13 protein-coding genes are annotated in these 13,925 nt (G+C 43.9%); 3 read left to right on the top strand and 10 right to left on the bottom strand.

From position 1 onward, the window contains the following. Nucleotides 1-12 precede the first annotated feature (12 nt). From yjjG to GDK41_RS15050, 3 genes are all read right to left on the bottom strand, one after another. Entirely contained in the window at nt 13-693 is a 681-nt protein-coding gene (gene yjjG / locus GDK41_RS15060; RefSeq protein ID WP_172971627.1) for a pyrimidine 5'-nucleotidase, read from the bottom strand. Then, nucleotides 683-1,249, bottom strand: a complete 567-nt coding sequence (gene yjjX, locus GDK41_RS15055) for an inosine/xanthosine triphosphatase (protein ID WP_152087179.1) — start codon at nt 1,247-1,249, stop codon at nt 683-685. The genes yjjG and yjjX overlap by 11 nt, the downstream gene beginning before the upstream one ends. 137 nt (nt 1,250-1,386) lie before the next feature. Next, nucleotides 1,387-2,286: a phosphoribulokinase gene (locus GDK41_RS15050; protein WP_152087178.1), complete on the bottom strand. Its 900-nt coding sequence runs from the start codon at nt 2,284-2,286 to the stop codon at nt 1,387-1,389. Between the two features lie 132 nt (nt 2,287-2,418). Here GDK41_RS15050 and GDK41_RS15045 point away from each other — a divergent pair, with 132 nt between their 5' ends. Then, nucleotides 2,419-3,282 carry a hypothetical protein gene (locus GDK41_RS15045; RefSeq protein WP_152087177.1) on the top strand — a complete coding sequence of 288 codons (864 nt, stop codon included), beginning with the start codon at nt 2,419-2,421 and terminating at the stop codon, nt 3,280-3,282. A gap of 69 nt (nt 3,283-3,351) precedes the next feature. Continuing rightward, entirely contained in the window at nt 3,352-4,368 is a 1,017-nt protein-coding gene (gene galE, locus GDK41_RS15040) for a UDP-glucose 4-epimerase GalE (protein ID WP_152087176.1), read from the top strand. Nucleotides 4,369-4,412: 44 nt separating this feature from the next. Here galE and recG read toward each other — a convergent pair whose 3' ends face one another. The 3 genes from recG to asnC form a co-directional block, all read right to left on the bottom strand. Then, nucleotides 4,413-6,500, bottom strand: coding sequence for an ATP-dependent DNA helicase RecG (recG, locus tag GDK41_RS15035; RefSeq protein ID WP_152087175.1), 2,088 nt, complete (start codon nt 6,498-6,500; stop codon nt 4,413-4,415). Nucleotides 6,501-6,511: 11 nt separating this feature from the next. Beyond that, nucleotides 6,512-7,210 (bottom strand): tRNA (guanosine(18)-2'-O)-methyltransferase TrmH, encoded by a 699-nt coding sequence (gene trmH / locus GDK41_RS15030; RefSeq protein ID WP_152087174.1) that lies wholly within the window; start codon nt 7,208-7,210, stop codon nt 6,512-6,514. Nucleotides 7,211-7,272: 62 nt separating this feature from the next. Then, a complete protein-coding gene (gene asnC, locus GDK41_RS15025; protein WP_152087173.1) occupies nt 7,273-7,731 on the bottom strand; it encodes a transcriptional regulator AsnC in 459 nt (152 codons plus the stop codon). A gap of 183 nt (nt 7,732-7,914) precedes the next feature. On the opposite strand from asnC, the gene asnA reads away from it, so the two are divergent. Then, nucleotides 7,915-8,913, top strand: coding sequence for an aspartate--ammonia ligase (gene asnA / locus GDK41_RS15020; protein ID WP_152087603.1), 999 nt, complete (start codon nt 7,915-7,917; stop codon nt 8,911-8,913). 105 nt (nt 8,914-9,018) lie between these two features. Here asnA and GDK41_RS15015 read toward each other — a convergent pair whose 3' ends face one another. The 4 genes from GDK41_RS15015 to rpoZ form a co-directional block, all read right to left on the bottom strand. Continuing rightward, nucleotides 9,019-10,632 carry a DUF342 domain-containing protein gene (locus tag GDK41_RS15015; RefSeq protein WP_152087172.1) on the bottom strand — a complete coding sequence of 538 codons (1,614 nt, stop codon included), beginning with the start codon at nt 10,630-10,632 and terminating at the stop codon, nt 9,019-9,021. Nucleotides 10,633-10,958: 326 nt separating this feature from the next. Continuing rightward, nucleotides 10,959-11,351 carry a RidA family protein gene (locus GDK41_RS15010; protein ID WP_152087171.1) on the bottom strand — a complete coding sequence of 131 codons (393 nt, stop codon included), beginning with the start codon at nt 11,349-11,351 and terminating at the stop codon, nt 10,959-10,961. 8 nt (nt 11,352-11,359) lie between these two features. Further along, nucleotides 11,360-13,462: a bifunctional GTP diphosphokinase/guanosine-3',5'-bis pyrophosphate 3'-pyrophosphohydrolase gene (spoT, locus tag GDK41_RS15005; RefSeq protein ID WP_152087170.1), complete on the bottom strand. Its 2,103-nt coding sequence runs from the start codon at nt 13,460-13,462 to the stop codon at nt 11,360-11,362. Nucleotides 13,463-13,630: 168 nt separating this feature from the next. Continuing rightward, a complete protein-coding gene (rpoZ, locus tag GDK41_RS15000) occupies nt 13,631-13,906 on the bottom strand; it encodes a DNA-directed RNA polymerase subunit omega (RefSeq protein WP_152087169.1) in 276 nt (91 codons plus the stop codon). Nucleotides 13,907-13,925: the final 19 nt, after the last annotated feature.

Genomic DNA, 13,925 nt, shown 5'->3' with positions numbered 1-13,925 from the left:
GCTTTTTGCGTTTTAATGGTCCGTGCCAAGAATTGCTTCTAGTTCTTGTAAAGATTGCACGGTGTAGGTTGGCTTAACGCCTTCAGGGCAAGTTTTATCAGGGTGCTGTAGCCAACAGCTATCAATACCAAATTTATTCGCCCCTAAAATATCACTGCTTGGTGTATCGCCTACCATGAGTACTTTGCTTTTATCAGGGTTGCCAAGCAAAGATAGGGTATGAGCAAAAATAAACGGGTCGGGTTTGGCTGTGCCCACTAATTCAGAAATCACCACGCAGTCAAAACAGTCACTTAAGCCGGTGTGGGCAAGCCTTTTTTCTTGTAAGGCAGCAAAGCCATTGGTGATAATGCCCAAGTGTGCTTTACCTTTTAGATGTTTTAGCAAGCTTCTAGCACCAGGCAGGGGTTCACATATGCTCGCCATTGACTCTAAAAAGCCTGCGTTAAGTTCGATGGCTGGCACGGTAAGTCGTTCAGCCCACTTTGAAAAACGCGTAATTTGTAGAGTCTGGGCGTCAATTCTACCGGCTTGATAGTCAAGCCATAGCGGGGCGTTTACCTGCTGGTATTCATTGTGATCTTGCTCGGTAAAGTCCACGCCATATTGAGCAAATAATTTTTTCAGCCCTAAAAAGGCGTTAAAGCTAAACAGAGTTTCATCGGCATCAAACAGGATATGGCTATACTTCATCACAGGCCTTTTGGTGCTTATATAAGTTGGGGTGTAAAAATGGCGCCATAGCAAGTGTTAGCGCTTGGGTGTATGTGCTTTCACGTGTTGCGACATGGTTGGTGAGCAGCCCAATCGCTCCGCCTTTTTGTTTGATATTTTCGGTGTTGAAGACTTTATCCATTACCGGACCTAGCTCCTCACCTGCAACCAGCGCATCATAAATCGGCTGTGGTAAGGGTAAATTACTGCTGCGGTTGACACTGGTGTGTTGATCATTGGCGATAACCACATAGGCAAATGTGGCAGGACCATAACTAAACTGGTGTGCGCCACCCTCCATTGCACAGTAAAAGTCTGCATGATGGTGCGCTTGTAGGTGCGAGACGCGATTTTGCGCGCCAATACGAGTTTCATCTTCTCCCAAAGGTTGTTCAGGCACTCCACTTGGGGCATGTACTCCTTGGCAATCAATCTGATGGTTAGGGAAATAGCGTGCGATCACGCTTTTAGCAGCATTTATTTTGACAGGGTTTTGCGAACCCACTAGCACTTTAATGATGTTTGATAAGGCCATGAATCGCCTCCAACTGCGGCAAAAAGAGGGGCACTAGTTTAGTTTGCTGCGCCTATACCCGCAAGCTAAATAATCCCAATATCTGGGTCCGAATTAGTGCGTGTTTTCAAAGAGCAAAGGCATATTTAAACCCAAATTTAAATGGGTAAGTCAACCGGAGCCATGTTTTCAAGCGCGCGCTTTTTTACCAATAAATCTTTAATCAGTGGCGTTAACACCAACTCCATAGCTAACCCCATCTTACCTCCTGGCACAACCAAGGTATTCATTCGAGACATGAAACTGCCATCGATCATATGTAAGTAGTAGGGAAAATCGACGTCGTCAATACCACGAAAGCGGATCACAACAAAGCTTTCATCAAGTGAAGGAATGTCTTTAGCGCTAAATGGGTTTGAAGTGTCAACAGTGGGGACGCGTTGAAAATTAATATGGGTGCGAGAGAACTGTGGGGTAATGTGGTTTATGTAGTCATCCATGCTACGAACGATTGAGGTCATCACTGCTTCTCGAGAATGGCCCCGTTCATTAGTATCTCGTATTAGTTTTTGGATCCACTCAAGGTTAATAATTGGCACCATGCCAATAAGCAGGTCAACATGCTTAGCCACATCGTGCTCAGGCGTGACTACGCCTCCATGCAGGCCCTCGTAAAATAACACATCGGTATTGGGTTCTAAATCTTGATAAGGTGTAAAAGTCCCTGGCAATTGATTATAAGGCACGGCATCGTCAAAGGTATGTAGATAGCGCCTAATTTTGCCATCGCCCTGTTCGCCATAACGACTAAAAAGCTTCTCTAGTGCTGCAAAATCATTGGCTTCTTGGCCAAAGTAACTAATATGCTTACCTTCTTGTAAGGCATCTCGTTTGAGCTTGTCCATTTCTGGGCGTGTATAGCGATGAAAGCTATCGCCTTCAATAAAAGCAGCGTTGGCACTTAAACTACGAAAGATATGCTTGATAGCATTCGTGGTGGTAGTGGTGCCAGCCCCTGAGCTACCTGTAATAGCAATAATTGGGTGCTTTTGGGACATAGTTGGCCTCGATAATCTCAAAAATTTAACAAAGTTGTTGAAATCGATTGTTACCCGAAGCGAGGTGAATAGCAAGTTTTGTGGTTTAATACACTAGCGAGTATGATAAGACAAAAATAATAAGGATTGTCTATGAAAGCACTTATCACGCTGCTCACTTGTTTATGCTCTGCAATGACTTATACGGTACAGGCAGCCATGCCTAAAAGCCAAATTTTGCTCGCCAATGAAGTAGATGACTCGGTTAAGGTTGTGTCACTAACGTCACAGGATAGCTATCACAACCAACCATTGGTCACTGCTAAAGGGGTCTATTTTACTCAAGAAGTGAATGAGCGTGAGCAAGCTCAAACGGATTTGTTTTTCTATGATTTTGCCAGTGGTAAAAGTCGCAACTTAACCAATACGCCTGTTTCTGAGTTTTCACCTACTTTGTACCCCCATGATGAAGGTCTGTCGAGTGTTGTTGTTGAGCCTGATGGTAAGCAAAAGTTGTGGTTTTATCCTTTTGATACACAGCAAAATGCAACTCGTATTTTCGATCATATAGAGCCTGTGGGCTATCATGCTTGGGGTGTTAAAGATGACTTGGTGATGTTTATCTTGGGCGAACCTCATACCTTACAATACACCGACACGGCGGGGCATTTGCCATCAAAAATAGCAAAAAATATTGGGCGAACTTTAGCATTTAATGAAAAAAAACAAATATATTCATTTACCTACAATAAAAACGGTCAGCATTGGTTTGCGAGTTTTTCAGCTGAAACACAACAAGTACATGATCATTTTGTGATGCCTGCGGGGGTGCAAGATTACACGTGGCTAGATGATACACATGTAGCTTATGCGATTGGTAACCGTGTTTATATGCGTGATTTTGAACGCCCTAAAGCGGTATCTCAGTGGCATAACTTAAGTCAGTATTGTGATACCCGCATCTCAAGGTTGAGCTATTATGATGGGCGATTAGCATTTGTTTGTGAGAAATCGTAGTTTCCCCCTGCAAAGTACTATTAAACTACTTTAAAATAGCAGGATAATTTTCTAGATAAGGAACGAACCATGAGTATATTGGTGACCGGCGGAGCCGGATATATTGGTTCACATACAGTATTAGAGTTATTGCAGCGAGGTGAAGAGGTTGTTGTGGTCGATAACCTGAGCAATGCTTCGCAGGAATCACTCACACGAGTTGCAAAAATCACGGGTAAAGCGGTGCATTTTCATGAGGGGGATATTCTAGATAAAGACTTCCTCGCTGAGGTGTTTGCACAGTATGACATCAATCAAGTTATTCACTTTGCTGGCCTAAAGGCGGTAGGTGAGTCTGTACGCAAACCGATTGAATATTATCAGGTCAATGTACAGGGTACACTGACGCTGCTTGATGCAATGCGCGATGCTAATGTATTTAAATTGGTGTTTAGTTCATCGGCAACTGTGTACGGCGACCCTCAAAGTTTGCCTATAAAAGAAAGCTTTCCGGTAGGGGGCACAACCAATCCATATGGTTCGTCAAAGCTGATGGTGGAAATGCTTTTACAGGATGTTGCTAAGTCAGATGAACGTTGGGCGTTTGCTATTTTGCGCTACTTTAACCCTGTCGGTGCGCATGAATCGGGTTTAATTGGTGAAGACCCAAATGGTATTCCCAATAACTTACTCCCATATATTGCGCAAGTTGCAGTAGGAAAATTAGCGCAACTGGGTGTTTTTGGCGATGACTACGATACCGTGGATGGTACGGGAGTGCGTGACTATATCCATGTTGTTGATTTGGCAATTGGTCATTTAAAAGCGTTAGATAAGCTAGATGATGAAGCCGGTACACATATTTATAATTTAGGCACTGGTATTGGCTATTCGGTATTACAAATGGTCAGTGCATTTGAAAAGGCTTCAGGTAAGTCTGTCCCTTATCAAATAAAACCGCGCCGCGAAGGCGATATTGCAGCTTGCTATGCGGCTCCCGAAAAAGCACAGCGAGATCTAGGCTGGCAAGCCGCTCGTGGGATCAATGACATGATGCAAGATACGTGGCGCTGGCAAAGCAATAACCCTAATGGTTACAAAGAGTAAAGCTCAGAGGCAGATAAGCGCTATTGGCTTATCTGCCTGCTGTATTAAGCCATAGCCAGTTCACTTTTGGTCCCAAGCCAGCGCATAACCAAAGGCTCCACAACCTCAGGGTGAGACTGCATGAGCTTACATGCCAAAGGCCGAACTTGGTTTAACAGCGCTTTATCGCGATTTAAATCGGCCACTTTAAACTCTGCTAAGCCTGTTTGCTTAGTGCCTAACACTTCACCAGGCCCTCGAATTTCTAAATCTTTTTCAGCAATGACAAAGCCATCATTACTATCGCGTAAAACACCTAAACGTTTTTGTGCCGTGATAGATAGTGGGGCGTGGTAGAGTAACAGACAGTGTGAAGCAATGGCACCACGACCTACGCGGCCACGCAGTTGGTGCAGTTGTGCCAGGCCTAACCGTTCCGGATTTTCGATGATAATCAAACTGGCATTGGGGACATCTACACCCACTTCGATCACCGTCGTTGCGACCAGCACATCAATATCACCATTTTTGAAAGCCATCATAATATCTTGCTTTTCTTGTGCTTTCATTCTGCCATGTACTAGACCTACTTTGAGCTCGGGTAGCTGCTCGGTGAGTTCTGTGGCCGCGTCTTCTGCCGCTTGGCACTGCAACACTTCTGACTCATCAATTAAAGTACATACCCAGTAAACTTGACGTTTATCATCCAAACAAGCGGTTTTTACTCGATCGATTACTTGGCCTCGACGCGTGTCAGGGACGGCAACCGTAGTAATCGGTGTTCGCCCAGGTGGCAACTCGTCAATGACAGACGTTTCTAGATCTGCGTAAGCCGTCATCGCCAAAGTACGCGGGATTGGAGTGGCGGTCATTACCAACTGATGTGGGTAACAGTCGTTAAACTGACCCTTTTCTCTGAGCGCTAAGCGCTGGTGGACACCAAAGCGGTGTTGTTCATCAATGATAATAAGCGCCAAATTAAAAAACTCGACGTGCTGTTGAAACAGCGCATGGGTGCCAACCACCATCTGAGCCTTACCACTGGCGATACTTTCTAATGTACTTGCTCGCTCTTTGCCTTTGGTTTTCCCGCCAAGCCAAGCCACTTCAATACCTAAGTGCTTAAACCAGTTAGTAAAGTTTATACCATGTTGCTCAGAGAGGATCTCAGTGGGAGCCATAAGCGCAACTTGATACCCCTTAGCAATAGCGCCTAAAGCAGCCAAAGCCGCAACCAGTGTTTTACCTGAGCCTACATCTCCTTGTACGAGTCGCATCATCGGAAAAGGGTGTTGTAGGTCTTGTTTAATTTCTGCAACCACTCGGCTTTGGGCGTTGGTTGGTGAAAAGGGCAAGTTAGCCAAAAATTCAGGTTCTAAGGTGTTGTTAGGGGGTAAAGGCACCGCTTTCACCGCCTGACCCCGTTTGCGCAGTTGCAACAAGCTTAGGTTTTGTGCCAACAACTCTTCGAAAGCCAAGCGCTGCTGCGCAGGGTGCTGGCCTAGTTCAAGTAATGACAAATCAGTATCTTGTGGTGGTTTATGCAAGGTTAATACGGCTTCTTTGAGGCTTAACCCAGCAGGGCGGTATTGCTGTGGAAGGTACTCGTCTAATTGATACTTTTGTAACAGTGTAATAGCTTTGTCTGCAATAGCGCGGATACTCAGTTGCTTTAACCCCTCTGTTGTTGGGTATACCGCAGTGAGCGTTGCTAATGTGGGATCTTGCGGCTCGCTGTGACAATCTCGAATGCTATATTCAGGGTGCGCCATTTCAAGGCCTGCTTGACCACGACGTACCTCACCGAAGCAACGAATAACCTTGCCTGTGGCCATGGCATTTTTTTGTGCGGCATTAAAGTTAAAAAAGCGCAGAGTAAGCCTACCCGTGCCATCGCTTACATGACAAATAAGCATACGTCTTTTGCCAAAGGTAATTTGGCTATGTTCAATTTGCGCCTCTATGCTGACATGGCTATGTGGTGTTAACTCAGCAATCGCGTAGGTTCGTGCTCTATCTTCATAGCGCAGCGGCAAGTGAAAGAGCATGTCTTGAACGGTAAAAATCCCCAGTTTGGCCAAACGCTCAGCTACCTTTGGCCCTACGCCTTTAAGGTTGGTGATAGGGTAGTTTGAGAGGTTTGGCGTCGTCATGCTATTCCTTGCTATTTCGCTTTTTTATATTTAAGGGTATGCCAAAAGGCTTCGTCAGCCACTATTTCACCCTCATCATCTAAGGCCGGATAAGGTAAACCCTTTTCTACACAACGGTTCGCAATGATTGGGTGGCAACCTTCAAACAATAAAGTATGTTTGGTGTTCGCGTCTAGCATGTCGTTGCGTTCATACAACCCCGCAGCTTGTCTTTGTCGTTGTGCTTCGTATAAGATCAAAGCAGCAGCAACCGATACATTCAAAGACTGCACCATTCCTTCCATCGGGATCACGATGTGCTTGTCGGCATGAGCCAGCGCTTTATCAGAAATACCGAGACGTTCTTGACCAACAATAATGGCGGTTGGTTTGGTATAGTCAATGTCGCGATAATCCACAGCTTCATCGCTTAAGTTGGTTGCAAGCAGTTGAATACCTGGATTTTGTTTTCGAATTGTAGCAACGGCCGCATCAATATCATCGTGCATATGCGTTTCAATCCAATTTTTGCTGCCACCCGAGGTGTTATTAGTCAAACGTCGTTGCTCTTGCGGCCAGACTGCATGAACATGATGACAGCCAACCGCATCGGCAGTACGTACAATGGCTGACAAGTTATGATGCTTGTGTACTTCGTCTAAACATACGGTAAGGTCGGTTTGGCGTCTGTCTAATACTCGTTTTACACGATGAAAACGCGAATCTGTCATCTGTTACTGCTCATCTAATCAAAATTGCGGCGATTATACCCACTTATTGCACGATGCCCAAGTTAGGGAAGCACCTCCCGTGCAATGGGGTTTTGCAATGAAATAAGCGTTTCTGTGGATTGAATGGCTTCAATGGTTTGAATTTTGTTGATCAACACATCCTGCAAGTGGTCTATCGTACGAGCCATCACTTTGATAAATATGCTGTAATTCCCCGTGGTGTAATACGCTTCCACTACTTCCTCAAACTCTTGTAATTGTGCAATGGTGCTTGGGTAATCGCGTGCGTGTTTTAAGTTAACCCCGATAAAACAACAAACATCGTAGCCTAACTTTTTGGCGCTAATGGTGACTTTAGTGCCTTGAATGATCCCGGCTTGTTTCATTTTTTCGACGCGCACATGAATGGTGCCCGCACTGACAGCAAACCTTTTTGCTAATTCTGCGTAAGGTGTGCGGGCATTGTCCATTAATGCGTGCAAAATCGATTTATCGAGATTATCGATTTGATAATTTTCCATGCAAATTTACCACTTTAATTTTTGATTCATCAAAATATACCGCAATTTTTTTATGATAAATACAGCTGTTTGGTATTTTTGTTGATGGTTATTGTAATTTACCTGTTTTTTATTGACGATAGGTTCAAGCCACAAAGCGCTGGCAATGAAATTGAAGAATTTACTGGGAGTGAGGTCCTAATTATGCAAAGTACATATCGTCAAACACAGCAGCAAATAAGCCGAGTAAAACAAGTTTTTTCACAACAATTAGAAAGTGAACTGGGTTTAATTGAGGTTCAAGCACCGATACTGGCTAAAGTAGGTGATGGCATTCAAGACAACCTAAGTGGTACTGAAAAAGCCGTATCGGTAAAAGTTAAAACGTTACCTGATGCGCAATTTGAAGTGGTTCATTCGCTGGCTAAATGGAAGCGAAAAACTCTGGGTGATTACGGTTTTAGTGTGGGAGAGGGGCTGTATACGCACATGAAAGCGCTTCGTCCTGACGAGGAAAAGCTATCTCCTGTTCACTCTGTTTATGTTGATCAGTGGGATTGGGAAAAAATTATCTGTGCAAAGTCAGAGCGCTCTTTAGCGACATTAAAGCAAACCGTAGAGGCACTGTATCGGGGGATTAAAAGCACCGAGCAAGTGGTTGCCCAAGAGTTTGGTTTAACACCATTTTTACCTCAAGAGATTACCTTTGTACACAGTGAAGAATTGCGTCAAATGTACCCTGGTTTTAGTGCTAAGCAGCGTGAGAAAGCGATTGCACAAGAATATGGCGCTGTCTTTTTAATTGGTATTGGTGGCGAGTTGGGAGACGGTCAAATTCACGATGTGCGTGCGCCTGACTACGATGACTGGTCAAGTGCTACGTGTGAAAAATATCAAGGCTTAAACGGCGATATTCTGGTGTGGAACCCTGTACTAGAAGACGCTTTTGAAATTTCGTCAATGGGGATCCGTGTCTGTCCTGAGTCTTTGCAAAGGCAGCTTAAGATCACCGAAGATGAGGCTCGTTTAGCCCAAGACTGGCATCAACAACTTCTTGCCGGTGAAATGCCTCAAACCATAGGAGGGGGTATTGGCCAGTCTCGCTTAGTAATGCTGTTATTGCAAAAAGCACATATCGCACAAGTACAAGTGGGTGTGTGGAGTGAAGAACTCAAAGCGCAAGTTTCAGAGGTATTACGTTAATTGTGTTGTTTTATAATGAGTAGCGCAAAGCGGTAACACGACTTAGTGTGCCGCTTTTTTATCTACGCTGCAGGCACCATGGTATATAAATGTAAGACAGTATGATCAGCTAGTTTTAAATTCTATCTCAATTTTGTTTTCTACAAGACTGGCACTACATGGTGGGTAGCTGCGGGTGGTTTTATAGACGCGATCAAAAATATGAATTTCAACACCAGGGTTAAGTGCTTGATTAGCAACCAACTTGGTGCCTTCTAATAAGTTGTTTAGATTGAGCTCTAGATCAGACATTTTCTTCTCAAGCGCTTCGGCTTCTTCACAATAGTGTATTTGTGTTGCGCCAATCTTAGCCATAAGCTGCTTTTTTTTCTCAGCATCTTTTACTTGATCTGCTTTCTCAATTGCTTGCTGTAAAGTATTTAATTGCTCACTGGTTTTAGTTAACGTTTTTAAACATTCGTCGGTTTCTTTGGTAATATCAATACCAGTGTGAGCCAATCGTATGGTCATTTTTGCACCTGACTCACTGCCTATTTCACCAGCAATCACCATTTGTGCATCCAGTATTTCTCCGCCAATTAGCTTACCCTTTGGTGCATCATCAGCGCCAATTTGTACTAAGGTCGTGGCTTTAATAGTGCAGTGATTACTTTGCTTGGTAATAAAAATATTATTTGCTTCTAAATGACTGTATTGACCGTGTGACAAGTGGATATTGCCAGCGGCAATTAATCGACAGGTTAAGCCTTGATTATTATTTTGATGGTCAACATGGCCTATTGCCGCTTGTTTAACGTCAATATTACCGCCACTGATGAGTTCGCCTGACTCTACTGAACCCATGACCGTAATATCGCCCTTTGCTTTTACTTTCATACCAGGGGATACATTATGGGTTACAATGACGCTGCCATTAAAGTCAACGTGCCCGCTGCGTACATCAACATCGGCTATGGTAAATACATCATCGACACGCATCCCATTTTGAATATCTGACGGACACCCTGCGATGGCTGCAACAAGTTCAAGCGGGTTGCTTGCTGATATCTCTGTACCATCACCCGCGCTTAATTCAAATGTATCGCCGTCTTTGGCTGGGATACTATCTCCTGTGACGGTATACCCTTCTTTGCCTGGTGTTGCTGGCTGCTTTGAGGCTAATAAGGTGCCTGGCGCTACGCTTGCTAGTTTGCCAAAGTCACGCATATCTACCGAGCCGTCTTCTCGAAGCTTTGGCTGTTTTAGTCTTTCTCTTATCGTGGTGACGTGTGGGATAAGTTTGGCGGCTTGACCATCAACGGGTGGACGGCCCTTGGCAATAACACCATTTGCATTTGAGCCTGGGGGGAGCTCAAATTGTTTTTGTAAAACTTGTTCTAAATAAGCTTGCTTATAGCCCCGACTGACACCCGCTTTGATAATGACCTTTTTTGCCTGCTCTAGACTAATTTTAGCGCCCCCTTTGGCTGTGACGAGATGTGCGGTGGCGGTCATTTTATCTTCAGATACTTCAACAGAGAGTTGTGCGTCTACTTTTTTGGCAACCACGAGTTGCTTTTCTGGGTGGTCGCTTTTAAAAAAAGCATCGATTGATTCATGATCTACTTCGCAGTCGGCATAGGGAGATTGTTCCAGCGCTTCAACAATGAAGGCTGCATTTGGGGGATTAAGTTTAGCAACTTCTAATAAAACATTACCGTTGTGCGCCAATTTGAACACGTTTACCACCCTTTACCCGTTATACCAATTACCATAAACCCCTAACGCGTTTGGAAAGCCTCACTTTGCGTTAACTGTCTAATGAATATCACAAAGACCCACTAAATATCAAAACCTGCCTGTGTTATGGGTCAAAACGTAATGCGTCTAAACTACGCGACCTTATTAAGTATTTGGTATCAAGCCAATCATTAGCTATGACAAAAAACAAAAGTATTAGTTACAGAGTGCTTAATAAATATTATAGAGTCAAGTGCTTAAGATCAAAGAACAGAGATAAAAAAAGCTGCATAAATGCAGCTTATAATACTAATGGATGAATTTTATTAGTTAGTGGATGGCAGTTCCATGATGCCATCAATCTCAATTTGAGACCCTTTAGGTAGCTCTTTCACACCAATGGCTGCACGTGCAGGGTATGGCGTTTTAAAGTGTTGGCTCATAATTTCGTTTACGGTGGCAAAATTGCTTAAGTCGGTTAAGAAAATATTAACCTTCACCATATCCTGCAGTTGTCCACCTGCGGCTTCACATACAGCCGTTAGATTTTTAAATACTTGTTGAGCTTGCTGTGCAAAGTCATCAGACACCATTTCCATGGTTTCTGGCACTAGAGGAATTTGCCCTGATAAGTATACAGCAGTACCCACTTTAACTGCTTGGTTGTATGTACCAATCGCAGCAGGTGCTTGATCGGTAGAGATAATCGCTTTATTCATTGTTAATCCTATTTCTTACGATATACGCGTTGAACATCTGGCATTACGCGAATGCGACGCATAATATTAGCGACGTGAATACGGTCTTTTACGGTTATGCCTAAATCTATCACGTATAAGTTACTTTCTTTTTCATCAGTAGCTATTTCAACGATATTCGCTTGAGTACTGGCTACCACGTTGGTCAGTTTTGCTAATGCACCTTGGTGATTGATAATTTCCACTCTTAGCGCTGCAATATATTCTTTTTCTGGGTTGTCTTCCCATTTTACAACAAAGTATTTAGAACGTTCATTTTCCCAACCTTTGATGTTTTTACACTCTTGGCGGTGTACGTTCAGCCCTTTACCTTGGCTCACATAAGCGGTTATGGCATCACCAGGAACCGGTCGGCAGCATTTCGAGTAGTTTACCAACATGCCCTCTGTGCCTATGATGGCTGCTTTGGCCCGTTTTGCAACGTTTTCGATACCATCATCTGTTTGCAGTAAGCGCTTGGCTATCAGCACACTCATAATGTTACCTGTGCCAATTTCAACCAAAAGCTCTAACAGGGTAGCCAGCTTATGCTCTTCTAAAACTCGATTGATATTTTCTTGCGGAATATCATCAAGTTTACTTTCGCCAAGGGCAGAATCCAAAAGACGTCTACCGAGCTGTATCGCTTCTTCTTGATGCTGACTTTTTAGGTAATTACGCACGCCTAAACGCGCCTTACCTGTAACTATAAAGTTGAGCCAGGTTGCATTTGGATGCGCGCCTGAGCTGGTTATAACCTCAACGGTTTGACCCGTATCAAGTGCTTTACTTAAAGGATAAGGCTTGCGGTTTACACGTGCACCAACACAGGTGTTACCAACGTCGGTGTGCACCGCATAGGCAAAGTCAACAGCGGTAGCACCCATTGGCAATTCAACAATACGACCATCAGGTGTGAAAACGTAAATTTCTTCTGGGAATAGCTCAGTTTTCACGTTTTCAACAAATTCAAATGATGAGCCGGCACTTTGCTGTAATTCAAGTAGGCTTTGCATCCACTGTCGAGCTCGTTGCTGGGCTGTATGCCCCGCGTTGTCTCCTGCCTTTTTATACATCCAGTGGGCTGCAACCCCTTTGTCTGCCATGTGGTCCATATCATGGGTACGAATTTGTATTTCTACAGGGATACCATGAGGCCCTACTAAGGAGGTGTGCAATGATTGGTAGCCGTTGGTTTTAGGTACGGCTATATAGTCTTTAAATCGCGTTTCAATCGGTTTGTACAAGTTATGTACTACACCTAAAACTCGATAGCAGGTATCAAGGTTGTCAACGTTAATTCTAAAAGCATAGATGTCCATTACTTCATTGAACATTAACTCTTTGTTGAGCATTTTTTTGTATATGCTGTATAGGTGCTTTTCTCGACCGCTGACAGAAGCTAGGATCCCCGATTCTTGTAATCGAGATTCTATTTCGGTCTGAATATTGCTGATCACTTCTTTGCGATTACCGCGTGCCTTAGCAACTTCTGATTTGAGCGCACGGTGACGCATAGGGTAGAGCGCTTGAAAACCTAAATCTTCAAGCTCATTTTTAATGTCGTGAATACCCAAGCGGTTTGCGATAGGCGCAAAAATTTCTAGCGTTTCACGGGCTATGCGGCGTCGCTTGTCAGGGCGAAGGGCGCCAAGCGTGCGCATATTGTGTGTTCTATCGGCAAGTTTTATCAAAATAACGCGAATATCTTGCGTCATCGCCATGATCATTTTGCGATAGTTTTCAGCCTGAAACTGTTTTTTATCTTTAAAGCTCAGCTTGTCTAACTTACTGACGCCTTCAACGAGTTCAGCAACGGTATCACCAAATATTTCCGCTAAATCTTGCTGACTAAAGTCAGTATCCTCAATGACATCGTGCATGAGCGCTGCCATGAGCGTTTCATGATCTAAGCGCATTCCCGCGAGTATTTGTGTCACCTCAACAGGGTGGGTGATATATGGTTCCCCACTTGAGCGGGTTTGACCTTCGTGAGCTTCACGAGCTACAACATACGCTTTTTGTACAAGCTCTACGTCGGCGGGCGATAAATACTCAGAGATTTTCTTTTTTAGGCCTTCAAAAAGATACATTCACGCTCCATTGTTCCGGTGAAGTTATCGATATGTAACGAATATACGATGAAATGAAAGAGAAACCAACGACTAGGCCAGACTTTATTTTTAGGTACGGCATTTATTGGGCTATAAAACAACAATGCCAGCAAAAATGCTGGCATTGTCATAAAAACTAAATACGTTTTAGTTGTTGCCGCCTACAATAGCTGCAACGGCTGCAAGTTCTGCAGCTTCTTGGTTTTGCTGTTCTTCACGATCGATTACGTCTAATGAAGAGTTGTTCACAAGACCTTTTTCAATTTCACGCAAAGCGATAACCGTTGGCTTATCGTTTTCAGCATCAACCATAGGGTCTTTACCACCTACAGCGATTTGACGAGCGCGACGCGCTGCTACCAAGATTAAATCAAAACGGTTACCAATTGCATCTACTGCATCTTCTACAGTTACGCGAGCCATCGAAGCACTCCAAAGTTAA

This window comes from Pseudoalteromonas sp. A25 (assembly GCF_009176705.1).
In the GTDB taxonomy this organism is placed as follows: domain Bacteria; phylum Pseudomonadota; class Gammaproteobacteria; order Enterobacterales; family Alteromonadaceae; genus Pseudoalteromonas.
This window is presented reverse-complemented; position numbering and strand designations above follow the sequence as displayed.